The following is a 21709-nucleotide window of genomic DNA, read 5'->3' on the forward strand; positions in this document are numbered from 1 at the left end:
GTCCGGCAGCACCGAGACCAACCGTTCAAGGAGATACCCATGAAGCATTCTGCAATTGCTGGATTGTTCATCGCTGGTGCCCTGCTGACGTCGCCGGTGTTTGCGGCAGACAAAGACCTTTGTGCCGGGAATCTTCAAACCATCAAAGACTTCGTTACCAGTCAGCCGTCAATTCCCGAGACGTCCATGAACAACGTCAAGGAAGCGCAGAAAAAAGCTGAAGACGCGCAGGCGGCCGGCAATGACAAGGATTGCGTTGAGGTCACCTCTTCCTTGATAACCAAAATGCAAATCCGCAATCCAACGCGCAATTGATATGCCACGAGGCCAACCTTCGGGTTGGCCTCGCCGGCCGTTTGGCGTACACTGCGCAGGCTTGTTGCCTCACCTGATGTACGAGGCAATGAGTTCGGGGCCGATTAGGATTCGACGCCGGTGACGAAACTTTAGGTGCATGCCGACTTGGTAACAGAAGTCGTAAATCCACTGTTGCAACTTCTTATAGTTGCCAATGACGACCAATACGGTGCTGCTCTCGCTGCTTAATTGCAGCTGACATGCACTCCTGGTGCCTTCGGGCCCAGCAATCATCAGGGGATGTCTGTAAACCCGAAATGATTGTCATATAGAACAGAATCGCCGTGCAGTACGTTGTGGACGAAGCGGCTAAAACTTACACAACTCGCCCAAAGCACCCTGCCCGTCGGGTCGCTGAGGGTTAACTTAATAGACACGGCTACGCATGTAGTACCGACAGCGGAGCACTGGCGGACGGGGGTTCAAATCCCCCCGGCTCCACCAACTCTCGACGACAAAGCCCGCCTTGTGCGGGCTTTGTCGCATCTGGACATCAGCCAAACCGGGCACACAAATCTACAGCCTGCAGGCGATCGAGCTCGATAACCCTGGCAATGCTCTGCCTACTCATAAAAAAGGACGACACGATGTCGTCCTTTTTCGTACCCGCATTCATCAGAATCAATGAACCGCGCTGATCAGATCCGGGCGGCTGGATTTGAGCATTGCCTCATTGACCTTGCCTTGAATCGAGCAGGTAAACATCCCCTTGCTGCCAGTCGTCAGCTCTTGCGGAGCAGGCTCGATCAGGAACACGCGCTCGGCACTGTCGACAACCAGCTTGCCCGCCGTTGCGGATGGGTCTTCCGGCTGCCAGTTGGATTTGCCGTGGGACCAGATTTCCGCGCGTGCGTAGAGCCCCTGCGACATGTCCATACGCGGCCCGCCCGCTTTTTCCAACTGGGTGTGGAGTTCATTCGGAGTCTGTTTGGCGTAGAACCCCCAACTGATGATGCGAGTGCCCATCAGGTCTGTATCTTCGGCGTAGAAGCCGGTCAACGACATGCCGTCAATTTCGACCGGCTTGGCGAACATCCAGCGCTGCCCCATATCGCTCTTGGTGCCGCCGGACAATTTGATCTGGCCATTTTCGACAGTGCTCGGCACCAGATTCTTGAACAAAGGTGATTGCACGACTGCCAGGGAGTGATCGTCACAAGCGGCAAACGACGCCACCGGCGAAGGTGCAGCGGCAACGCTGAAAGCAGAAAAAAGGGCCGCAATGGGCAACAGCAGGAAAATTGGTTTCATGGAATGACTCGAATGAAAGACTGAAGAAATCGACAGAGACGATATCACAATGACATCAATCAACAGACTTCAGAGTTTCAATCAATGCCCATGCCGATGATGCACATCCGGAAAATGCGCATGACTGTGCCGCATCGGCGTGTGCACATGCGGATGGCTATGCGGCTCCGCCCCATCCCACTCAAACCCATGCGTATGTTGATGATGCTCATCGTGTGTATGCCGATGATCATGCTCAAGCGGTTCGTGCTGATGCTCATGAACATGGTTTTCCATCAGATGAATCCATACCCCCACGGCCATTAACGCCGCTGCGAGCAGAAACATCAGCGATATCGACTCGCCGAGCAGCAGAATCGAGATGCCTGCGCCCAGAAACGGCGCGGTGGAAAAGTAGGCGCCGGTGCGTGCGCTGCCGAGGCCGCGCAGGGCGAGGACGAACATTACCAGGCTGACGCCGTAGCCGAGAAAGCCGACCAGCATGATCGGCACCAGCCAGGTGGCGACGGGTAGTTGGGTGCCGATGAACAGGGCCAGTGTGCAGTTGACCAGCCCCGCCACCAGGCCTTTGCTGCCGGCGATGAATAGTGCGTCCGAGGCCGAGACTTTACGGGTCAGGTTGTTGTCGATGGCCCAGCAGAAGCAGGCGAAAGCGACGGCCAACGGGCCGCTCCAGTCTTGCGCCGAGACGGCCTCTTGTGGCCAGGACAGCACGACGCCACCGGCGACGATGGCGAGCATGCCGATCACGATTCGTCGGTCGGCATTTTCCTTGAACACCACCCACGCCAGCAGCGCCGTGAGCACTGATTCGAGGTTGAGCATCAGTGACGCGCTCGCGCCGGACGTTCGGGTCAGACCGAACATCAGCGCCACCGGCGCCAGCACTCCGCCGAAGCCGATGGCGCCGAGCAGCCATGGCCATTCACCGGTGCCGAGCCCGGAGGGCTTCCAGCCACGATCGCGGACAAAACGCAGGGCGGTCAAGCCCAGACCGCTACCGAGATAGAGCAACCCGGCCAGCAGAATCGGCGAAACCTGTACCCCCAACAGTTTGGCGAGAGGCGTACTGGCGCCAAACAGCGCCGCCGCAATCAATGCGTGGAGAACGCTCACATTCATGCTGGGATCACTCGCTGGAGCCGATGGAATACCGGCGCCCATCATCGCAAAACTCAGGTGAGAATTATGTGAACAGCTGATTCGTGTCAGCGAACATCATCTCTGGCTTGTGCTCAAATCCAGCAACATTTAATCCGCGCAATCTCTGGGCGGTCGCTCGAAGCAGGCTCTATGCTGCGAACATCGAGATGCAATGGAGTTGAAGATGAAAAGCTGGATTGCCGTAGCGCTGGCCGCGCTGATTTCCTTGTCCGTCCATGCGGCCGACGCCCCCACCGTGCGCGTCGAGCCGATCGCGTTCACAACCAGTGCCGACAGCATCCAGCGCAAACAGTCGATCAAGGGGGACCAGACCGCGCAGTACACATTCAACGCCAAGGCCGGCCAGATACTGACCGTCGACTTCAAACCGTCCAACACCTCCGCTTACTTCAACATCCTCGCCAAGGGTGCGGATTACGCGCTGTTCAACGGCTCGATCATGGGCAATCACTTTCTCGGTCCACTGCCCGGCGATGGCGAGTACACGGTTCAGGTCTACCTCATGCGCAACGCCGCCCGGCGTAATGAAGTGGCCAAGTACGATTTGTCTCTGAAGCTGGTTAATAACGATGCTGGATCTGGCACGAGGACAAAGTGACGGAGTTCAGAAGTGACATCGCTCAGTGTCGCCGGCAGATAAACCCCTGAACCACTTCTACACTCACACCGCCCCCACTGCCACGACGAGCCCCCATGACCACCCTCCAAACCCGCATGAAGCAAGGCAAGGACGCCCGCAAGAAATGCTCGCGCAGCGCCCACGCCACCACCGGAAAGATGAACCGCGATCCGATCCCGCTGATCAAGGCCTCCAGTCAGGGCCGCGTCGCCTCGCTAGTGGAACTGCGTTACGGACGAATGCTGGTGTCGCCCTTCACGTTCTTCCGTGGCAATGCGCTGGTGCAGGCACATGATCTGTCGAGCACCGAGAACATGGGGCTGGTCGGGCCGATCTGTGGGGATGCGCACTTGATGAATTTCGGCGGGTTTGCCACGCCGGAGCGCAATCTGCTGTTCAGCGTCAATGATTTCGACGAGGCGCATCCCGGGCCTTGGGAATGGGACGTGAAGCGGCTGGCTGCGAGTTTCGTGGTGGCGGCGCGGGATTTGCGCCATGGCGAGTCGGTTGAGGAAGACGTGTGTCGGCAGATGGTCGGCGCCTATCAGGCGACGATGCTGGAGTGCGCCGAGCAGAGTGCGCTGGAAACCTGGTACGAATCGATCAAGTACGAAGATTTGCTCGATCAGGCGCGCAAGAGTGCCCTGGAGCACGTGCAGCGCGCCGTCGATAAAGCCGAACGGCGCACCCACGCCGAGTTGCTGCCGAAGATCAGCGAGCGCGACGCGAATGGGCGGCTGGTCATTCGTGACGATTTGCCGGAGATTTTCCACCTGCACAAGAACACCACGCTGCTCGACGCCGATGATGACTGGTTGCGGCTGGCGGACTGGCGGCCGTTGTTCGATACGTTCATGCGTGACTATCGCACCACGCTGCAGGCTGACCGGCGGGAATTGCTCTCGCGGTTTCACGTGCAGGATCTGGCGTTCAAAGTGGTCGGCGTGGGCAGTGTCGGCACCCGCTGTCTGGTGGCGCTGCTGACCGACGATCAGGAGTTTCCGTTGTTCCTGCAGTTCAAGGAGGCGCGGCGCTCGGTACTCGCCGACTATGTGAAGGCCAAGTCCCGCACGCGTCATGAAGGTCAGCGGGTGGTCGAAGGGCAGCGCTTGATGCAGTCGGCGAGCGATCTGTTTCTCGGCTGGACCACCGGCCCCAATGGTCGGCATTTTTATGTGCGGCAGTTGCGCGACATGAAGATCTCGGCCGAGCTGGAAAACTTCGACGCCGAAACCTTCGCTGCCTATGCCCGGGTCTGCGGTCGCGCACTGGCCCGCGCCCACGCCAAAGCCTCAGGCAACGCTGCGCTGATCAGTGGTTACATCGGCAAGGGCGATGCCTTGGCCGACGCTTTGTTCAAATACGCCCGCAGTTACACCGCGCAGAACGAGCGCGACTTCGAACGCTTTCAGCAGGCCTGCCGCAAGGGCCGGCTGACGGCGCGTTCGGAAGCGGATTTCGCCGCGGATCATCTGCCCTGAGGCGTTGCAGAGCGGTCGCTGCCGAGATGAATTTTTCTTCACTGCTCAGGCTCGATCAACACGGTACAGTCCGCTCGCTCATTCAAGAAACTACGGTTCGCCCGCGCTCTCCCGCGGGCTTTTTTTTGCCTGGCGTTTGCTGCCGAAGCGATACACCCAAGTGTCCTGCACGCCGTGCTGCTGCGATTGCCGCGCCTGTGGATGAACCCTGATCAGCGCAAACCCCGCCGCTTCAGCCAGACGCTGACTGCGGCTGTTGGCCGACGATGTGGTCAGGTAAAAGGTGAACTCCGGCAGGCGCCTGACCAGTTGCTGGAGCACTTCGCGCATGTAGCCCTTGCCGGCAAACGCGCTGTTGGCCCAATAACCGACGACATAACGCTTGCGTCGACGCGGCACCAGGCCGATGCAGCCAACGACGGCTTGTCCGTCTTCAGTCACGATGAATAAGCGCCGCTCACCGGTCTCGCTGGTGAAGTCATCCCGCGCTTGCAGCATGGACGACAGCGCCCGCCCCTCACTGGTGTGTTCAACCGCCCACTCGAGAAAAGGCGCATGCTCGCGGTAACTGGCGTTCAGCGCCTCGCGCACCGGAGTGACCAGCGCTGGGTCCGGCGCCCGAACACGCAGCGCCAACCCGTTCACCGTCAATGCAAATTCCATTGCTTGTTCCTCCAATCCCGGAAATGCCGCAGTCGATAACCCTGTGCACTCAACCAAAGAAATTTACAGAGCGCCAGCGCGGTTTGTTTTTTTCCATCTCCTAGGCAATCCTGTCCCTCGACCCTGCCAACCGGAGCCGCCGATGTCACTGCTGAGCCTGCCCTGCCAACGCCTGACGCTCGCCATCCTCGCCCCGGAACAGGCCGAGCTGGAAAGTGACTTCTATGCACGCAACCAGCGCCATCTCGCCCCTTGGTCGCCGATTCGCACCACCGAATACTTTTCCAGCGAGCAGATTCGCCGACGCCTTGAAGTCCAGGCCAGTGCCTACGAGGCCGGGCTGGCGATGCATTTCGCTCTGTTGACGCCGGATGGCCAGCAAATGATCGGCGCGTGCAATTTCAGCGGGATCATTCGCGGCGCGTTTCAGGCGTGTTATCTGGGTTATCACATTGACCACGCGCATCAGGGTCAGGGCTTGATGCAGGAAGGTCTGGAGGCCGGCATCGGCTACATGTTCGACACGCAGAACCTGCACCGGATCATGGCCAATTACATGCCCGGCAACGAGCGCAGTGCGCGGTTGCTGGAGCGTCTGGGTTTCGAGCGCGAAGGCTACGCCAAGGCTTATCTGAACATCGCCGGCCGCTGGCAGGACCATGTGCTGACGGCGCTGGTCAATCCGTTGTTCGAAACACCGGAGAAGCGTTGGTCGCGTCAACTGGCGTGAGTTTCACAATTTGTTAAGCATTGGCGAAGTATGCTCAAGGCTCCTGCCCTTTCCGGTTGCCTGAAACCCATGCCGCGTGCCGCCACTTCACTGTTTCTACTCGCCGCCCTGCTGTTTTTTTTCGCTTTGGGTAACCACCAGTTGCAAGGCTCTACCGAGGCCCGGGTCGCCGGGATCGCCATGGAGATGCATCTGGACGATGACTGGGTGACGCCGCGCCTGTTCGGCGAACCGTTTCTGGAAAAGCCACCGCTGAGCCTGTGGCTGGACGCCGGCGCCATGCGCGTGTTCGGTGTTTCGCCATGGGCGGTGCGGCTGGCGTCGGCGGTGGCCGGGTTGCTCAGCGTGATGCTGCTGTACGGCATGTTGCGCCGCTTCGGCCGGCCAAAAGCGGTCGCCTGGACAGCGGGAATTCTGCTGGCAACCATGGCCAGCTACTGGAGCAACGTACGCGGGGTCGGCGAAGATGCGCTGCTGGCGCTCGGCGTGACCACGGCGCTGCTGGCGTTCTTTCAGGCACAACGCGCACCGAGCGCCGGTAACTCGCTGCTGTTTATCGTCGGGATCGCTATCGCCACTTTGAGCAAGGGTGTGCTCGGTCTGGCGATGCCGGGGGTGGTGATTTTCGCCTACCTGCTGGCTGATAACCTGATCGACAAACGCCTGAAGATCGGCGCCTGGCTGCGTCCCGGCCTGCTCACGGCAGTGGGCCTGATTCCGTTGCTGATCTGGCTCGCCGTGCTTTACCAGCGCGGTGGTTCGCACGCCGTCGCTGAAGTGCTGCTGACCAACAGCGTCGGGCGCTTCAGCGGCTCGTTCGTCGAGGCCGGGCATTATGAGCCGTTCTATTACTATCTGGCCAAACTGCCGGAAGCGTTTCTGCCTTGGAACATTCTGGTGTACCTGGGCCTATGGCATTTCCGCAAGGATCTGAAGGCCAACCGTTACCTGCTGTTTTTCAGCCTGTGGATCGTTGCGCAGTTCATCATGCTGACCCTGGCCTCGAGCAAGCGCACGGTGTACCTGATGTCGATGACCCCGGCGGCTGCCGTGATCGCCGCGGAGTACGCGCGCGTGTTGTTCGAGCGCTTGCAGGCGCGCGAAACCACCGACCGCTTCATCGGAAAAGTCGCCCGTCATCGTCAGGCGATTGCCGCAGGACTGCTTACGGTGGTGATCGCCAGCTACCTCGGCGCCGCGCAGTGGGCACTGCCCAACGCCGACAAGGAGTTGTCGTTCCTGCCGTTGACCGAACACATTCAGAGCTTGCAGGCCAACGGTCAGCAGGTCGCACTGTTTCAGGCCAATGAACGGGTCGGCGGCGCCAGCGTGTTCTACACCCAAAGCGTGCTCAAGGGGCTGGATACTGACGCGCAACTGCACGACTTCCTCAGCGCTTCCCCCTCGAACGTCGCGGTGATCTCGGCAGACAGCGAACCCGCCGCACCACTCAAAGTGCTCAAGACCATGATGGTCGGGCGTCAGGCGTATTACTTCGTCGGCTACTGACGTCCTTCGCACCAGACAATAAAAAACCCGCCGTCACTGGCGGGTTTTGTTTGCGCTGAAGCTTGGCAAACGTCAGTTCATCGGGTGCTCACGGAGTGCCAGTCGGAGGCTTCGATGAAGCCAAGCACCCGCGGGTCTGCTTTGTTTGCGGCAGACACAAACAGTGAGGAACCGTAGCCAGGGTCAGAAACCGGTGTATTCAAGTCCTTTTCCAGCTCCGCCATGCATTCGCTGTGGGTCACCAGGATCAGATTGCGCCCGGGGAGCTTGTGCGCCAGCGCTTCCTGCAGGATGTGGCCCTTGCAGCTGATTAGCCAATCTTCGCCGCTGGCCGCGCGGTTGAACATGTAACCGGCGGTCTGCACCGTGCGCAGCATCGGGCTGTTGTAGATGTCAGCGTTATTCAGGCCCAGATGCTCAAACTGTGCACCGACACCGACCGCAACACTGCGCGAGCGGTCGGTGATGCCGTCGTCGCCACTCAGGCACGGCGCCGGCGAGTGATCGCAGCGCTCGACGTGACGCACCAGCACAATCATGTCGCCCTTGGCCCACCCGGCCGCCAGCGCGCGGGCTCCGGACACATTGCCATGGGCCAGATCCGGCACCGCCGCCGGGGCGAGCAGCCACAGTGTCAGCGGAATCACCAGCAGCGACGCGCCGAGCACCACCCAGGTATTGCGATAGCGGGCCAATCCGCTCAGGGAAATCGAGCGTTTGACGCCGAACAGACTCAGTCTCAACTCCACATCGGGCCGCCTCGTCGGCATGCATCACAGTCAATACGATGCGGCGAGAGTAAGGAAGCGGGCGTAAGTGGCGAGTGAAACGCATGTGAAAAAAGTCTTGAAGCGCCCTTGTTACAAATTCCGTAGGACAAAAACCTTTCAGCTCTCGTGTTTGCGGCCGATACAGACCTGCTAACACCCTTGCTGGCTCAAAAAAACAACAATCTTCCAGCCTGACCGACGATCAAGTAGCTCTACGTTCCTGGAGGAATTGTGATGAATAGCTGGTTCGGCAACATCAGCGTGAACATGAAATTGGGCCTGGGCTTCGGCCTGGTCCTGGCCCTGACCTGCGTGCTGGCCCTGACGGGCTGGACCAGCCTCGGCGGCCTGATTGACCGCAGCAACTGGATGAGCGACATCACCCAGCTCAATGCCGGTCTGACCAAGCTGCGCGTGGTCCGCCTGCAATACATGCTGACCAACGGCGACGAAACCGCCGCGCAGAATGTACAAACCACCCTCGAAAGCTTCGCCGCGCAACAACAGGCGCTGATCAACAAGTTCAAGAGCCCGGAAAACGTCAAACTGCTGAAAGAGCAGGCCGCGACTATCGCCGAATACCAGACCTCGCTGAACAAGATGCGCAACGCCTACCGCACCGGCAACAGCGCCCGCGACGTGATGGGCACTAACGCCGACGCCGCTTACAACCTGATCGAAACGATCAGCAAGCGCGTGCAGCAAATGGACATGAGCGAGCAGCGCTTCGAGCAGTTCCAGGCCATCACCCAGGCCAAGGAAGCGTTCATCCTGGCGCGCTATGAAGTGCGCGGCTACACCGCCACCACCAACGCCGAAACCGAGCAGAAAGCCGTCGGCCAACTGGACGCAGCGATCGCCAGCCTCAAGCAACTGAACGTGCATTTCGCCGCCACCCAGCAAGACGCCCTGCGTCAGCTGGAAACCGCCCTGAGCAACTACCGCAGCGCGTTGCAGGCCTACAAGAACGCCAACAGCGAAGCGGTGCAGGCGCGTAAAGAGATGACCGATCAGGGCACCGCGATCGTCAACACCAGCGAGCAGCTGTACCAGATCCAGCTCGACCGCCGTGACATCGAAAGCGCCCAGGCCCGTACCTTCCAGCTGATCAGCACCCTGCTGGCGCTGTTCGTCGGTGTGATTGCCGCAGTGATCATCACCCGTCAGATCACCCGTCCGCTGCAAGAAACCTTGGCCGTGGTCGAGCGCATTGCCAGCGGCGACCTGACCCAGAACGTCACGGTCACCCGCCGCGATGAACTCGGCGTGCTGCAACAGGGCATCGCGCGCATGGGCGTGACCCTGCGCGACCTGATCAGCGGCATCCGCGACGGCGTCACCCAGATCGCCAGCGCCGCCGAAGAACTCTCGGCCGTGACCGAGCAGACCAGCGCCGGTGTCAACAGCCAGAAGGTCGAGACCGACCAGGTGGCCACCGCCATGCACGAGATGACCGCCACCGTGCAGGAAGTAGCGCGCAACGCCGAAGAAGCCTCGCAAGCCGCAGCCGCCGCTGACGGCGAAGCCCGTGAAGGCGACAAGGTGGTCAACGAAGCCATCGCGCAGATCGAGCGTCTGGCCAGCGAAGTGGTGCGTTCCACTGAAGCCATGAGCGTGCTGCAACAGGAAAGCGACAAGATCGGCAGCGTCATGGACGTGATCAAAGCCGTGGCCGAACAGACCAACCTGCTCGCGCTCAACGCCGCGATCGAAGCAGCGCGTGCCGGTGAAGCCGGTCGTGGGTTTGCCGTGGTCGCCGACGAAGTCCGTGGTCTGGCCCAGCGCACGCAGAAATCCACCGAGGAAATCGAAGGTCTGGTCGCCGGTCTGCAGAACGGCACCCAGCAAGTGGCGGCGGTGATGAACAACAGCCGCGCCCTGACCGACAGCAGCGTGGCCCTGACCCGCAAGGCTGGCGACTCCCTGGAAAACATCACCCGCACGGTGTCGAACATCCAGTCGATGAACCAGCAGATCGCCGCCGCGGCCGAGCAGCAAAGCGCCGTGGCCGAAGAAATCAGCCGCAGCATCATCAACGTGCGCGACGTGTCGGAACAGACCGCCGCGGCCAGTGATGAAACCGCCGCGTCCAGCGTTGAACTGGCACGCCTGGGTGGTCAGTTGCAGCAGATGGTGAGCCACTTCCGCGTCTGATCTTCACCTCTGCGTTGAACGGAAGATCGATTCGCGAGTAGGCTCGCTCCCACAGGTAATGCGTTGAACACAGATCATGTGAACAACGCCAATCCCCTGTAGGAGCGAGCCTGCTCGCGATGGCGTCAGTCCAGTCAGCCCATACTCACTGCCCCACCGCTCACACCTCCCACGGATTCATCACTTCCACTCCCGAGAACCGAAAGTCCTTCACGTTACGGGTGGCGATTGCCGCGCCATGAGCCCGGCAAATTGCGGCTATCTGAGCATCAGCCATCGACACCGCCCGTCCCTTTGCTTCGCAATCTGCGACGAGTGCCGCGTACTCGACAGCGGCATGCGCATCGAACGGCAAAATGCGTCCGGCGAAATCCTCTTCGAACATTGCCATCGCATGGGCTTGAAGATTCTGTTTGCGCTTGCCTGAGGGAAGTCGGGCGATGCCGTGGAGTATCTCAGCCACCGTTATCGCACTGATGGCCAGATCCATGGCGGGCTGCGCATCAACCCAGGCCAGCACCCTGGTTTCAGGTTCGATACGCATAAACTCTGAAAGCACGTTGGTATCGAGCACTATCATTCAGAAAAATCCACCCCGGTGGCTTTCTCTGAGCGCTCCGGCAATTCAAGTTCAACTCCGCCGTTTGCACTGAACCTGCTGCGTATCCGGCTTCCAAGTCCGCCGGCACGATCAACTGTGGCCAAGGCTCGACCGAGAATCAGGCGCGCCTCTTCTTCCATGGAGTGTCCGTTGTGTGCAGCGGTGATACGCAACTGTTCCTTGAGCTTTTCGTCAAGGTTTCGAATGGTGATGCTGGCCATGACGCCTCCTGCAATCAATGAAATCATTGATTGCATGCTAGCACATCCGTTCTGGCTCACACCGGGCAATCTTCCGAACGGCCATTCTCACTGCAGCAGATGGTCAGCCATTTCCGCGTCTGACCTTCACCTCTGCGCTGAACGAAAGATCGATTCGCGAGCAGGCTCGCTCCTACAGGGGTGGCGTTGGATCAGCAGGCCGGTGCGCGTGTTGCCTGACTCTAGCGTGTCCCGCGCTGGCGCAACGCCGAGGGCATGAAATACGCGTCTTCCGGCACCGGTTGCGAGAAGTCCACGGTGGAGGCTTCTTCGTTATCGAGGTTCTGCACGTAGTAACGGCGGGCCTGCAGGTCGTGGAACACGTCCAGTGCGCTCCAGGTGGTCGGCAGGTCGTAGAAGTTTTTCAGGTAGGCCATCGACACCCGCCACAACTCCCCTCGCCCATCGTATTGATCAACCAGCGCCGCGCCCCAGCTGTCCTCGTCGAGAAACAGCACGCGCTTGGAATAGATATGCCGCGCGCCCGGTTTCAGGTTGCCTTCAACCACCCACACGCGGTGCAGTTCGTAGCGGGTGAATTGCGGGTTGAGGTGGCCCGGGGTCAGCAGTTGTGCGTACTTCACGTCGGGGCTGCCGACCTTGTAGTTGTTGTAGGGAATGTAGATTTCCTGCTTGCCCTTGAGCTTCCAGTCGTAGCGGTCCGGCGAGCCGTTGAACAGGTCGGTATCGTCTGCCGTGCGCAGGCCATCGGATGAGGCGATCGGCGTGTCATATGCCAGGTTCGGCGCGCGGCGCACACGGCGTTGGCCGGCGTCGTAGACCCAGGCCTGGCGCGGGTCCTTGAGCTGATCGAGCATCTCGTGCACCAGCGCCGCACCGCCGGCCAGCCGCGCCGGACTTTTCACGAAGGCGAGGTAGTAGAACAGGATGTTTTTCAGGTCGGCGTACTGCCCGCCCGGACGGTAGAAGTTGAACAGCGCTTCCTGCTGCGAGGTCACCAGCGCAAAGCTGCCGTTGCGCTGCACCGGGGCTTCGGACGCGCGACGTACCACGTAGATTCCGCGATAACGGGTGATGTGGTTCCACAGCACTTCGATGCCGTCCTTGGGCACCGGAAACGGTACGCCGCCGTAGGCATCGGCGAATCCGCTGCCGCCTTCCAGCAGCTTGGCCGAGGTCGCGTTCTTCAGGGTGTTGTCATACAGCCACTGCGGCGCCGAACCCGAGCGACGCGACGGGTAGACCGGCATCTGGAACGTGTCCGGGTAGCTGTTAAACAGCGCAATCTGACCGGGGCTGAGGTGGGCCTTGTACTGGTCGAGATTGGCCTTGGTAATGGTGAACAACGGCTTGTCCGCCGCATATGGATCCGGGTGATGTTGGCCCGGTTTGTAGCCGGCGGGCGCCTGGGTGATGCCGCCGGTCCAGGCCGGAATGGTGCCGGCGGCGTTGCCCGCGCGCTCGGCGCCCAGGGGCGTGAGGGTGGTTTTCAGTTGTTCGGCTTGTTGCGGGGTGATGGCGGCGAAGGCGCTGCCGGCGGTGAGGCCCAGAACCAGCGCCAACATGGTTTTGCTGAATCGTGATGAGTAAAACATGATCGATCTCCGAGATGGGAGTGAGGTCTGAGAATCACCGCAAGTCCCTTGTAGGAGTGAGCCTGCTCGCGATAGCGGTGTGTCAGACAACATTTACCGCGACTGAAAATCCGCTATCGCGAGCAGGCTCACTCCTACAAGGGGGTGCGCCTGTGTTCTGGATATCAAAGAAAATACTTGAGATTGAACCCGACGTTGTCGCGGTCGCGAATCCCGTTGTTCTGTCCGCCGCCCCAGAAGTTGGTGTATTGCACCTCGGCTTCGAGCTTGTTCTGGTAGTTGGCCTTGATCCCCAGGGTGTAGGCCTTACGCCCGTCGATGGTGTTGCCGGCTTGATAGCTGTTGCCCTTGAAGTCGTCCTTGTAGACGACGTAAGGCGAGACGTTGACCCCGGCGTACACGTCGTTCCAGGTGCCGTTGAACATCACCGTGTAGCTGTAGGAGTTGCGGTTGACCTGATCATCACGATCACCGCCGGAGACATAAGAGGTGTTGCCGGTACCGGCGTAATAACGCGTGCTGCCGTCGTAGGCGGTGTATTGCAGACTGCTGCCGCGCAGGTGTTCGGAGGCCAGTTCGAAGATGCCGAACATCGAGTCGAACGACAGCGTCGGGCCGAAGTTGTAGATGCTGCCCAGCGAGGTGTTGAACGCCTCCACGCGCTCGGCGTTATTGATCTGGCTGTCGAGGGTGACCATCTGCCCGCCGACGTTGATCGCCTTGCCGGTCACCGCCACAGCGGCACCGTTGGCCAGATCGCCGATCAAGTCGTTAGTCGCGGCGATGCCGATCGGCAGGTTCGGCCGGTAGGCAATCTCGCCGAACACCGAGGCCTGGCCCAAAGTGGTATTGAAGCTGAAACCGTACATGCGGATGTCTTCGGCATAGCGCCGATGCGCCTGAATATTGCCCATCACGTCGGCTGTCGCCAGACCATTCGCCAGCGCCCCAGCCTGACTGCCAGCGACGCTGGAGAGCATGTTGGTCAGGGCATTCATGTCGATGCCTTTGTAGCCACCGAGGTCAGCGGCGATGGTCGGCTCCTTGGCGTGGTAGTTGACCAGATACAGGCCGAACTCGGTGCTGTTGAGCTCCTCGGCGATGTAGCGAAACGCAAAGCCAAACTGACCATCGTTGCGCGCGTTGTAGTCCTTGCCGATCGACGCCACTTTCAGCGTATTGCCGTAGGCCGGCGTAACGCCGTTGGCGTACAGGCCAGTGGTCTGCAAAACCGGACTGAGCAACGGGTTGTTGCCCAATGCGCTGTACAGGCCGATGACGTTGCCAAAGCCCGGCACCGGCGTATCAAGCGCAGTGCCGCTGAAGTTGTTGTAACCGGTGTTGCCGCCATCGGCGAACAGGTCGGTCTGCGAGTAGAAAGTGCCGACCGGGTCGATGCGGGTTTCCTTCCAGTTGGTCTGGTAGAAGCTCTCCAGGGTCAGCGAATCGCTGAGGCCAATGTTGAAGCTCACGGCCTCCACCGGCATCAACACTTCCTTGACCTCGGCGCCCGGCAAGCGGTACTTGGCGGCGTCCACCGGGTTGGTGGTGTTGACGCCGCCGCGATAGAAAATCCCCTCGCCCCAGTTGAACACCTGACGCCCGACCCGCGCAGTCACCGGCATCTGCGCCACGTCCCAGTTGCTGTAGACATAGGCGTCGAGCATCTCGATCCGGCTGCCGGCGATGTCGCGGGTCTGGCTGGTGAAGCGGTCATCCTGCGGGTAGCTCTGGCTCGGCTGCGCCGGGTTGTTGTTGCGGTAGTAATCGTTGCGCTTGTCCATCAACTGGGTGTCGTAGAACGCCGTGCCGCGCAGGAACATCCCGTAGTTCTGGTAGTTGGCTTCCAGCTCCGAAGTGATCTTGTACACCTCGGAAACCAGCCCGGTGTCGAAGTTGCGATTGCCGTCGTTGGTGTTGACGTCATCGTTGTTCTTGTCGCGACCCTGCACCCGCCACAAACGCCCATAGGACAGGGTCGTGTCGATCGAGCCGGTGACCTGATTGTCCAGCACGCTGAACTCGGCAGCCTGCAGCGCATCCACCGCGCAGAGTTGCAGCAGCCCTGCCAGGCCGACACCGGGCAGTGCCACGCCGGTGAGGCGCAATCGAGTGTTGATCATGGGTTCCTCCTTGTTCTTATTGTTTTTGTGTGGCCGCGATGGCTACGGTGCCAGTCCCGCACGGACATAAATCCGGCTGTGCGCGCCGAAATGGCCGAGCAGTTTGAACAGCTGCTGATTGAGTGCCGGATGCTCGAAGGTCTCGCGCTGCACCTGATTGCCGCTGCTGAAATCACTGGTCACCGGGGCCGTCTCCAGCCACTGGCCGATGGTTTCATCGAACGCTGCCGAGTCCTCGACCGACTCGGCGCTGACCACTTCGCGCAAGTAGTCCACCGAGTACGGCGGATAGTGTTGGTCTTGAGCGACATCGGCGTAGGCCGCGAGCATCGGATGCGCCTGACCGGCACGTAGCACGCGGCGCAACCAGGTCGATTGATACTTCTCGATTTCCATATGGCGGGTGGCGACCCGTTCGATCGAGGCTTTTTTATCATCGGCAAAACCGGCCAGCGCCTTGCCTTCCAGCAACAACAGACTCGGCAGTTCGACCCCGGGCAATGGCTTGGCGTGATAAGGCTGGGTCAGGTCCTGCACGTGGTGCACGCCCCATCCGAGAAAGCGGTAACCCCAGTAAGGATGGCCAGAGGCGAACGCCAGACGCGCCAGCCCCAGGTACTGATAGGCGCGCCAATCCGGCCAACTGCGCTGAAGAAATCCGGCAGCGGCATACACCACCGCGCTTTCATGGAAGAAGCCCATGTGGAACGGTGCCTGCGAGCTGTACTGAAAACGCGCATCGCCAAACGGCTGCGGGCCGAAGCCATACAGCGCGCCGACCTCGCCGGGGTTGTCGCTGAACAGGTTGATGTCGTGACCGTAATCCGGCTCGTCGGCGGCGCTTGCCAGCACCGCCAGCGGCGCAACTTTTTCGCCGTCCGCCACGCGAATGAAACGCTGACGATTCCATGGCGAAAGCGTCTGCTCGACCATCACCTGATCGGCACTGAGATGTTCGCGTTCGGGCAGGTCTTGGCCCGGCAGCGGCTGAATGACCATCGCCAGATGAATGCGCGGATTGAGCCGCAACGCCGTGAGAAAATCGTGGCGCAGATTGTCGCTTGGTACGGCGGGCAGTTTCAGGTTGTCGGGGCGCGGCGGGTATTGGGTGAAGTGTTCACGGGCGAAGTTTTCCTGTTGTTCCAGCAGTGCGACCACGGCTGGATACTGCTCGGCGAGAAAACGCTCCAGCGGCTCGACTTCGACCGGCGGCGCATCGCGCAGCGCCGGCAGTTCCTGCAACGCCAGATAGCTGCCCACCGTGTGGTTCGACCAGCCCCACGCCGTCGGGGCCATTGCACAAAGCAGCAACAGGAGAAATGTCAGCTTCATTGCTTTTAATTCTTATTGGAGGTGCTGTGGGGGTTGAGCCTAACAACCGCCCCAGGCGCTGACACTGTCCGATCTCACCAGAAAAAGTCTCCGATAGCGCCATGTGCGAATCACCACGCCCCCTGTAGGAGTGAGCCTGCTCGCGATGGCGGTGGGTCAGTCAAACAGGTGCAAGCTGACACACCGCCTTCGCGAGCAAGCCCGCTCCCACAGGGGATTTCTGGTGTCTGGTCAGGCGGGGTAACCGGTGATTTTGCGGATGCTCTGGTACAACGGCTTGAGCTGGCGATACATGCGCAGGTACACCTCTTTGTACAAACGCTCATAGACCTGCTGTGCCTCGGGCTGCGGCGTGAATACCGTCCCGACGCGGGTCATCGCGGCGATTGCCGTGGGGAAATCCGCATACAAGCCCAACCCCACCGCACAACAGATCGCCGCGCCCAACCCGGACGCTTCGTACACATGCGGACGCTCCGCCGGCAGACCAAAAATATTCGCCGTCAGCTGCATCGCCGCATCACTCTGCGAACCGCCACCGGCCACGCGCAGACGCTTGACCGACACCTTCGAGCGCTTCTCGATGTTCTCCAGGCCTTGGCGCAGCGCATACGCCAGCCCTTCCAGAATCGCCCGGTAAATGTGCGCGCGGGTGTGCACGTCGCCGAAGCCGATCATCGCGCCCTTGGCTTCGACACCCGGCTCACGAATCCCCGGCGACCAGTACGGTTGCAGCATCAGCCCCATCGATCCCGGCGGCACCGCATTCACCAGCGCATCGAACAGTTGCTCGGGTTCAATGCCCTGCTCTTTGGCCTGCTGCATCTCGCGCAGGCCGAATTCGTTCTTGAACCAGCTGACCATCCAGTAACCGCGATAAATCATCACCTCGCAGTTGTACTGATCCGGCACCGCCGAGGGGTACGGCGGGATCAGCGGGACGATTTCCAGATAGCGCGAGCGAGTGCTGGTGATCGTCGCCGTGGTGCCGTAGGACAGGCACACCGTGCTCGCATCGACCACGCCGGAACCGACCACTTCGCAGGCCTTGTCAGCGCCCGCAGCAATCAGCGGCAAGCCCTCCGGAATCCCCGTGTGGCGGCTCGCTTCGGCGCTGATGTAGCCAAGGGTTTCGCCGGGCTTGTGCAAGGTCGGCAATTGTTCCGGACGCACCGCCAGCGCCTGCCATTTCCAGTCGCTGGGCGCGGCCCATTTCAACCGTTTGAAGTCGAACGGCAGATAGCCGACGCAGCAACCCACCGAGTCGACAAAGCGCCCACACAAACGATGGGTGAGAAACCCCGAGAGCAGCAAAAACTTGTCGGTCGCTGCCCATACTTCAGGCTGGTGTCTGGCGATCCAGTTGGCCTCGGCCTGAGCGCGAAAATAATCCACGGTGGCCTGCGCGCCGACCAGTTTGAACAGCCAGCCCCACGGCCCCTTGATCCCGCCCTCGACTTCGCTCTGGCGCTGATCGAGCCACAGAATGGCCGGGCGCAGTGGCTTGCCCTGAGCATCGACGTTTATCACCGTGCCGCGCTGAGTGGTCAGCGACACCCCGGCAATCTGCGAGCGATCAATCCCGGTTTGCGCCCATACCTGCTGACAGGCTTCGCCGAGTTTCGCCCAATAATATTCCGGGTCCTGTTCGGCCCAGCCCGGTTGCGTCGAGTAATACGCCTGCAACTCGACCTTGCCTTTGCCCAGCAGATTGCCCTGCAAATCGAAGAGCAATGCGCGCACGCTCTGGGTGCCGTTGTCGATCGCCAGCAGGTAGCGCTTGTTCGAGTGGTTATCCATGGCGCTCTCTTCAAGGGGCATCAAGGCGTGGCATCCGGCAGACCGTGATGGCGTTGCCACAACGCCCGGTAACGCTGCAGCTCTTGCTGCCAGTGTGCATCGTCCCAGCCCAGTCTTGGCTGGCAGAGTTGGCGGATGGCAGCGAAATATTCTTCACCACCGCGCGCCAGCAACAGGCCCAGACGGGTGCGGCGCAGCAACAGATCATCGAGGTGCAGCACCATTTCCGCTTCGCAGGCAAAGGCCAGCTCTGCCCACAAGGTGTCGGTGTTGCCGACCGTTTCGTGACCCAACTCGTCGATCAACTGCGCCAGTCGCGGCAGGTCGCGACCGTGGCGTCCGGCCAGACGTCGCCACTGTTGCGGGCTGAGTCCGGGGATCGGCCGTGGTGCTACAGCGGTAAAAACCGCTGCGCCATCATCTTCGAAATCGCGGCCAAGCATGTCGGCACAGGCCTTGAGCACTTCGATGGCTTGCGGGCGAAACGTCGTCAGCTTGCCGCCGGCCAACGTGACGCAACCCGGCTCCTGCCACAGCACATGCTCACGGGTTTCATTCGACGGCTTGCCTTGCTGTTCACCCGCCGCGCTGCCGACCACCGGACGCACGCCGGACCAGGTCGACAGCACATCGCTCGCCGTCACTTCGGCACCTGGAAATTGTTGCGTGCAGGCCGCCAGCAGATAGTCGAGTTCGTCAGCGCTGATGCTCGCGCTCTGGTCCAGATTCTCGCGATGATCGAGGTCGGTGGTGCCGACCACCGTCGCCCCTTCCCACGGAAAAACGAACACCGGCCGACGGTCGCGCGCATGCAGAAACGTGAAGGCCTGCGCCACCGGCAAACGCCAGCCCGGCAGCAGCAGATGACTGCCGCGCAGCGGGCGCAACTGTCGTGGCGCTTCAGGCAAACGCAGGCGCTCAGCCCATGCCCCGGTCGCCACCGCCAGCACGCCGCAACGCAATTGCAGCGATCCACCCGCTTCGCAGTCCTCGATCTGCACCCCACACACCCGACCGTTTTCGCGCAGCAAATGTTCGACGCGCACCCCGTTGAGCACTACCGCGCCATCGGCTCGCGCTTCGCTTAACACGCGCATCACCAGCCGTGCATCATCGGTCAGCGCATCAACGAAACAGGTGCCGCCGAGCAGGTGGTTTTCCTTCACCCCCGGCGCCAGAAAACGCAGTTGCTGCGCGTCATGAAAACGATGGCTGCGGCGTCCCGCCAACGCGTCATACACCGACAACAAGCCACCGAGCACACGCGGCCCGGGAAAGCCACCGCGATAGTGCGGCATCATGAAACTCATCGGCTCCACCAGCCCCGGCGCTTCATCGAGCAGGCGCTGGCGCTCGCGCACTGAATCACGGGTCAGGCGCCACTGGCCCTTGGCGATGTAACGCAAACCGCCGTGGACCATTTTCGACGATCGGCTAGAGGTGCCCCAGGCGAAATCCCGTTGCTCCAGCAGCAGACAACGCCAGCCACGCCGTGCCGCTTCGCGCAGAATTCCAGCACCGCTGATGCCGCCGCCGATGACGATCAGATCCCAGCTTGCGTCGGCCAATGTCGGCAAGGTTTGCTGGCGCCACGCGGCGTTCCAGTCCGGGTGCATGATCGTCACTCCTGCAACAGCGTGCCGGGGTTGAGGCGCCCGGCCGGATCGAAGTGCTTGCTCAGCGCCTGCAAAGCGTCCATCGCCAGCGCGCCTTTTTCGCGCGGCAGGTACGGCGCGTGATCCTTGCCGACCCCATGCTGGTGGCTGATGGTGCCGTGATTGTCGACGATGGTCTGGCTGGCCGCGTGCTTGAGTGCCTGCCAGCGCGCCAGCGTCGCCGGATAATCCGCCGCCGGGCGAAAAACGTAAGTGGTGTAGATGCTCGAGCCTTCGCCGTAAACGTGGGACAGATGGGTGAACACATGCACCCGCTCGCCCTGCGCTGCCAAGGCATCGCGCAGGCTGTTTTCGATCAGGTTGAGCAGGTGGTCGACGTTGCTCCAGTCGGTGGCGGTTTCCAGGGTGTCGACAACGTAACCGGCGTTCCACAGGTTCTCGCGCAGGTAGGGGAAACGGAAGCGGTTCTGCGCCCATTTCTTGCCAAGCAAGGTGCCGGTGAACACGCCACCGAAGGCTTTCAGATGCCGGCGGGCCTGGCTCAGCGACAGCGCGTTTTGCCGACGGTTGCCGGTCACGCCGAAGGTCAGCAGGCATTTGCCTTCACCGGCACCGCGCAGGCTCAGGTACTTTTCCAGCCAGGCGATTTGCTGCGGATGCCCAGACAGCGCCAGTTGGGTTTCGGTCTCCACCGCGTTCGACAGGCGCAGCATCGACAGCGGCACCCGCGCCTGGGCCAATTGGCGAATCGCTTGCAGCGCCTTGCTCCAACTGGGCAGGAACACTCCGTAAAAACGCTCATCGGCCGGCAGCGGACTGACCCGCACTTTGACCTCGGAAATGATTCCGAAACGACCCTCACAACCGAGCACCACTTCGCGCAGATCAGGCCCCGCCGCCGAGGCTGGGAACGTCGGAATTTCCAACGGCCCGGCGAAAGTTTCCAGGGTGCCGCCAGCGAACAATTGCTCGATGCGCCCGTAGCGCAACGACTGCTGACCGCTGGAGCGACTGGCCACCCAACCGCCCAGCGTCGACAACTCCCACGACTGCGGGAAATGCCCCAGCGTATAGCCGCGAGCGCGCAGCTGACTTTCCACCTGCGGGCCACTGGCGCCGGGGCCGAACGTCGCCAGTTGGCTCTGCTCGTCGAGGTCGATCAGGCGATTCATCCGCGCCAGCGACACGGTCACCACCGGTCGCGTCGAATCCGGCGGGTTGATGTGCCCGGCCACCGAAGTGCCGCCGCCGTAGGGAATCAGGCACAGGTCCTGCTCATGGGCAAGCGCCAGCAACTGGCGGATCTGTTCGGCAGTTTCGGGAAACGCCACCGCATCGGGATAGTTGCCCAGCGCGCCTTCGCGCAGCGCCAGCCAGTCCGGCAGGCTCTGGCCCCTGGCGTGCAGCAGACGGTCATGGGCGTCGACGCTGTACAAGGTGTGCGCCGCCAGTCGCGAGAGCGGCACCCGCGCCAATGCCGACTCCAGCGTGGCATCGGGCAATACGTGCCCGGCCCCCAGTCGTTCATGGAGAAAACTCGCGCCCTGGGCCGGCAGTTCGACCACCGTTGTTGCCTCTCCCCAGCCGTTCCAGCGTCGCATGCGTGTGTCCTTCTTATGCAGTCTGATCAGTGATGTGGCAGGCCTCCATACTAGTCAGCGGCCAAAAAGTGTCACGGTCGCATCCGGCCAGTTCGAGTAGCCAATTGAGTCAAACGTCGCGC

At 61.2% G+C, this 21709-nt stretch carries 17 protein-coding genes, 1 other RNA gene and 2 pseudogenes; 8 read left to right on the forward strand and 12 right to left on the reverse strand.

The genetic code is table 11. The annotated features are described in order from the left end of the window. Nucleotides 1-39 precede the first annotated feature (39 nt). Nucleotides 40-315 carry a hypothetical protein gene (locus tag J1G18_RS17190; RefSeq protein ID WP_027610765.1) on the forward strand — a complete coding sequence of 92 codons (276 nt, stop codon included), beginning with the start codon at nt 40-42 and terminating at the stop codon, nt 313-315. A 96-nt stretch (nt 316-411) separates the two neighbouring features. After that, nucleotides 412-801, forward strand: a transfer-messenger RNA (tmRNA) gene (gene ssrA, locus J1G18_RS17195). Between the two features lie 177 nt (nt 802-978). Here the strand turns inward: ssrA and J1G18_RS17200 are convergent. Together J1G18_RS17200 and J1G18_RS17205 are read right to left on the reverse strand one after the other, a co-directional pair. After that, nucleotides 979-1608: a hypothetical protein gene (locus J1G18_RS17200; protein WP_223008120.1), complete on the reverse strand. Its 630-nt coding sequence runs from the start codon at nt 1606-1608 to the stop codon at nt 979-981. 81 nt (nt 1609-1689) lie between these two features. Then, on the reverse strand, nt 1690-2730 hold the full coding sequence (locus J1G18_RS17205; protein WP_223008121.1) for an EamA family transporter: 1041 nt from the start codon (nt 2728-2730) through the stop codon (nt 1690-1692). 205 nt (nt 2731-2935) lie between these two features. Between J1G18_RS17205 and J1G18_RS17210 the strand changes: the two genes are divergently transcribed. Further along, on the forward strand, nt 2936-3370 hold the full coding sequence (locus tag J1G18_RS17210) for a hypothetical protein (protein ID WP_098967134.1): 435 nt from the start codon (nt 2936-2938) through the stop codon (nt 3368-3370). A 95-nt stretch (nt 3371-3465) separates the two neighbouring features. Further along, nucleotides 3466-4872, forward strand: coding sequence for a DUF2252 domain-containing protein (locus J1G18_RS17215; protein ID WP_223008122.1), 1407 nt, complete (start codon nt 3466-3468; stop codon nt 4870-4872). A gap of 90 nt (nt 4873-4962) precedes the next feature. Here J1G18_RS17215 and J1G18_RS17220 read toward each other — a convergent pair whose 3' ends face one another. Further along, nucleotides 4963-5535 carry a GNAT family N-acetyltransferase gene (locus tag J1G18_RS17220; protein ID WP_134785400.1) on the reverse strand — a complete coding sequence of 191 codons (573 nt, stop codon included), beginning with the start codon at nt 5533-5535 and terminating at the stop codon, nt 4963-4965. A 142-nt stretch (nt 5536-5677) separates the two neighbouring features. On the opposite strand from J1G18_RS17220, the gene rimJ reads away from it, so the two are divergent. Both rimJ and J1G18_RS17230 read left to right on the forward strand, forming a co-directional pair. Continuing rightward, nucleotides 5678-6265, forward strand: a complete 588-nt coding sequence (rimJ, locus tag J1G18_RS17225; RefSeq protein WP_134785399.1) for a ribosomal protein S5-alanine N-acetyltransferase — start codon at nt 5678-5680, stop codon at nt 6263-6265. A 30-nt stretch (nt 6266-6295) separates the two neighbouring features. After that, a complete protein-coding gene (locus J1G18_RS17230) occupies nt 6296-7774 on the forward strand; it encodes an ArnT family glycosyltransferase (protein ID WP_098967129.1) in 1479 nt (492 codons plus the stop codon). Between the two features lie 77 nt (nt 7775-7851). Here J1G18_RS17230 and J1G18_RS17235 read toward each other — a convergent pair whose 3' ends face one another. Further along, nucleotides 7852-8523, reverse strand: a complete 672-nt coding sequence (locus J1G18_RS17235) for a histidine phosphatase family protein (protein WP_098967127.1) — start codon at nt 8521-8523, stop codon at nt 7852-7854. Nucleotides 8524-8811: 288 nt separating this feature from the next. On the opposite strand from J1G18_RS17235, the pseudogene J1G18_RS28455 reads away from it, so the two are divergent. Beyond that, nucleotides 8812-9792: pseudogene (locus J1G18_RS28455) on the forward strand (methyl-accepting chemotaxis protein); the annotation flags it as partial. A gap of 309 nt (nt 9793-10101) precedes the next feature. Continuing rightward, nucleotides 10102-10698, forward strand: a pseudogene (locus J1G18_RS28460) (methyl-accepting chemotaxis protein); the annotation flags it as partial. Nucleotides 10699-10858: 160 nt separating this feature from the next. Here J1G18_RS28460 and J1G18_RS17245 read toward each other — a convergent pair. From J1G18_RS17245 to J1G18_RS17280, 8 genes are all read right to left on the reverse strand, one after another. Next, nucleotides 10859-11278 carry a type II toxin-antitoxin system VapC family toxin gene (locus J1G18_RS17245; protein WP_098967124.1) on the reverse strand — a complete coding sequence of 140 codons (420 nt, stop codon included), beginning with the start codon at nt 11276-11278 and terminating at the stop codon, nt 10859-10861. After that, nucleotides 11275-11520 (reverse strand): FitA-like ribbon-helix-helix domain-containing protein, encoded by a 246-nt coding sequence (locus J1G18_RS17250; protein WP_098967122.1) that lies wholly within the window; start codon nt 11518-11520, stop codon nt 11275-11277. Before J1G18_RS17250 ends, J1G18_RS17245 begins: the two co-directional genes overlap by 4 nt. 221 nt (nt 11521-11741) lie before the next feature. Beyond that, nucleotides 11742-13115 carry a DUF1329 domain-containing protein gene (locus tag J1G18_RS17255; protein WP_223008123.1) on the reverse strand — a complete coding sequence of 458 codons (1374 nt, stop codon included), beginning with the start codon at nt 13113-13115 and terminating at the stop codon, nt 11742-11744. Between the two features lie 164 nt (nt 13116-13279). Further along, complete coding sequence (locus J1G18_RS17260) at nt 13280-15238, reverse strand: DUF1302 domain-containing protein (protein WP_223008124.1); 1959 nt, start codon at nt 15236-15238, stop codon at nt 13280-13282. A 42-nt stretch (nt 15239-15280) separates the two neighbouring features. Continuing rightward, nucleotides 15281-16570, reverse strand: coding sequence for a phospholipase (locus tag J1G18_RS17265; protein WP_223008125.1), 1290 nt, complete (start codon nt 16568-16570; stop codon nt 15281-15283). A gap of 231 nt (nt 16571-16801) precedes the next feature. Then, entirely contained in the window at nt 16802-18370 is a 1569-nt protein-coding gene (locus tag J1G18_RS17270) for an FGGY-family carbohydrate kinase (protein ID WP_223008126.1), read from the reverse strand. 20 nt (nt 18371-18390) lie between these two features. After that, nucleotides 18391-19986, reverse strand: a complete 1596-nt coding sequence (locus tag J1G18_RS17275; protein ID WP_223008127.1) for a glycerol-3-phosphate dehydrogenase/oxidase — start codon at nt 19984-19986, stop codon at nt 18391-18393. Nucleotides 19987-19991: 5 nt separating this feature from the next. Further along, nucleotides 19992-21587, reverse strand: a complete 1596-nt coding sequence (locus tag J1G18_RS17280) for an FAD-binding oxidoreductase (RefSeq protein ID WP_223008128.1) — start codon at nt 21585-21587, stop codon at nt 19992-19994. Nucleotides 21588-21709: the final 122 nt, after the last annotated feature.

Source organism: Pseudomonas sp. MIS38, from assembly GCF_019891575.1.
Taxonomy (GTDB): Bacteria; Pseudomonadota; Gammaproteobacteria; order Pseudomonadales; family Pseudomonadaceae; genus Aquipseudomonas; species Aquipseudomonas putida_A.

What these genes read in the sequence shown, in the direction of transcription:
- J1G18_RS17200 (WP_223008120.1), bottom strand. Translation starts at nt 1,608, where the DNA reads ATGAAACCAATTTTCCTGCTGTTGCCCATTGCGGCCCTTTTTTCTGCT.
- J1G18_RS17275 (WP_223008127.1), bottom strand. Translation starts at nt 19,986, where the DNA reads ATGCACCCGGACTGGAACGCCGCGTGGCGCCAGCAAACCTTGCCGACA.
- J1G18_RS17245 (WP_098967124.1), bottom strand. Translation starts at nt 11,278, where the DNA reads ATGATAGTGCTCGATACCAACGTGCTTTCAGAGTTTATGCGTATCGAA.
- J1G18_RS17250 (WP_098967122.1), bottom strand. Translation starts at nt 11,520, where the DNA reads ATGGCCAGCATCACCATTCGAAACCTTGACGAAAAGCTCAAGGAACAG.
- J1G18_RS17270 (WP_223008126.1), bottom strand. Translation starts at nt 18,370, where the DNA reads ATGGATAACCACTCGAACAAGCGCTACCTGCTGGCGATCGACAACGGC.
- J1G18_RS17190 (WP_027610765.1), top strand. Translation starts at nt 40, where the DNA reads ATGAAGCATTCTGCAATTGCTGGATTGTTCATCGCTGGTGCCCTGCTG.
- J1G18_RS17230 (WP_098967129.1), top strand. Translation starts at nt 6,296, where the DNA reads ATGCTCAAGGCTCCTGCCCTTTCCGGTTGCCTGAAACCCATGCCGCGT.
- J1G18_RS17220 (WP_134785400.1), bottom strand. Translation starts at nt 5,535, where the DNA reads ATGGAATTTGCATTGACGGTGAACGGGTTGGCGCTGCGTGTTCGGGCG.
- J1G18_RS17255 (WP_223008123.1), bottom strand. Translation starts at nt 13,115, where the DNA reads ATGTTTTACTCATCACGATTCAGCAAAACCATGTTGGCGCTGGTTCTG.
- J1G18_RS17210 (WP_098967134.1), top strand. Translation starts at nt 2,936, where the DNA reads ATGAAAAGCTGGATTGCCGTAGCGCTGGCCGCGCTGATTTCCTTGTCC.
- J1G18_RS17280 (WP_223008128.1), bottom strand. Translation starts at nt 21,587, where the DNA reads ATGCGACGCTGGAACGGCTGGGGAGAGGCAACAACGGTGGTCGAACTG.
- J1G18_RS17215 (WP_223008122.1), top strand. Translation starts at nt 3,466, where the DNA reads ATGACCACCCTCCAAACCCGCATGAAGCAAGGCAAGGACGCCCGCAAG.
- J1G18_RS17205 (WP_223008121.1), bottom strand. Translation starts at nt 2,730, where the DNA reads ATGAATGTGAGCGTTCTCCACGCATTGATTGCGGCGGCGCTGTTTGGC.
- rimJ (WP_134785399.1), top strand. Translation starts at nt 5,678, where the DNA reads ATGTCACTGCTGAGCCTGCCCTGCCAACGCCTGACGCTCGCCATCCTC.
- J1G18_RS17265 (WP_223008125.1), bottom strand. Translation starts at nt 16,570, where the DNA reads ATGAAGCTGACATTTCTCCTGTTGCTGCTTTGTGCAATGGCCCCGACG.
- J1G18_RS17260 (WP_223008124.1), bottom strand. Translation starts at nt 15,238, where the DNA reads ATGATCAACACTCGATTGCGCCTCACCGGCGTGGCACTGCCCGGTGTC.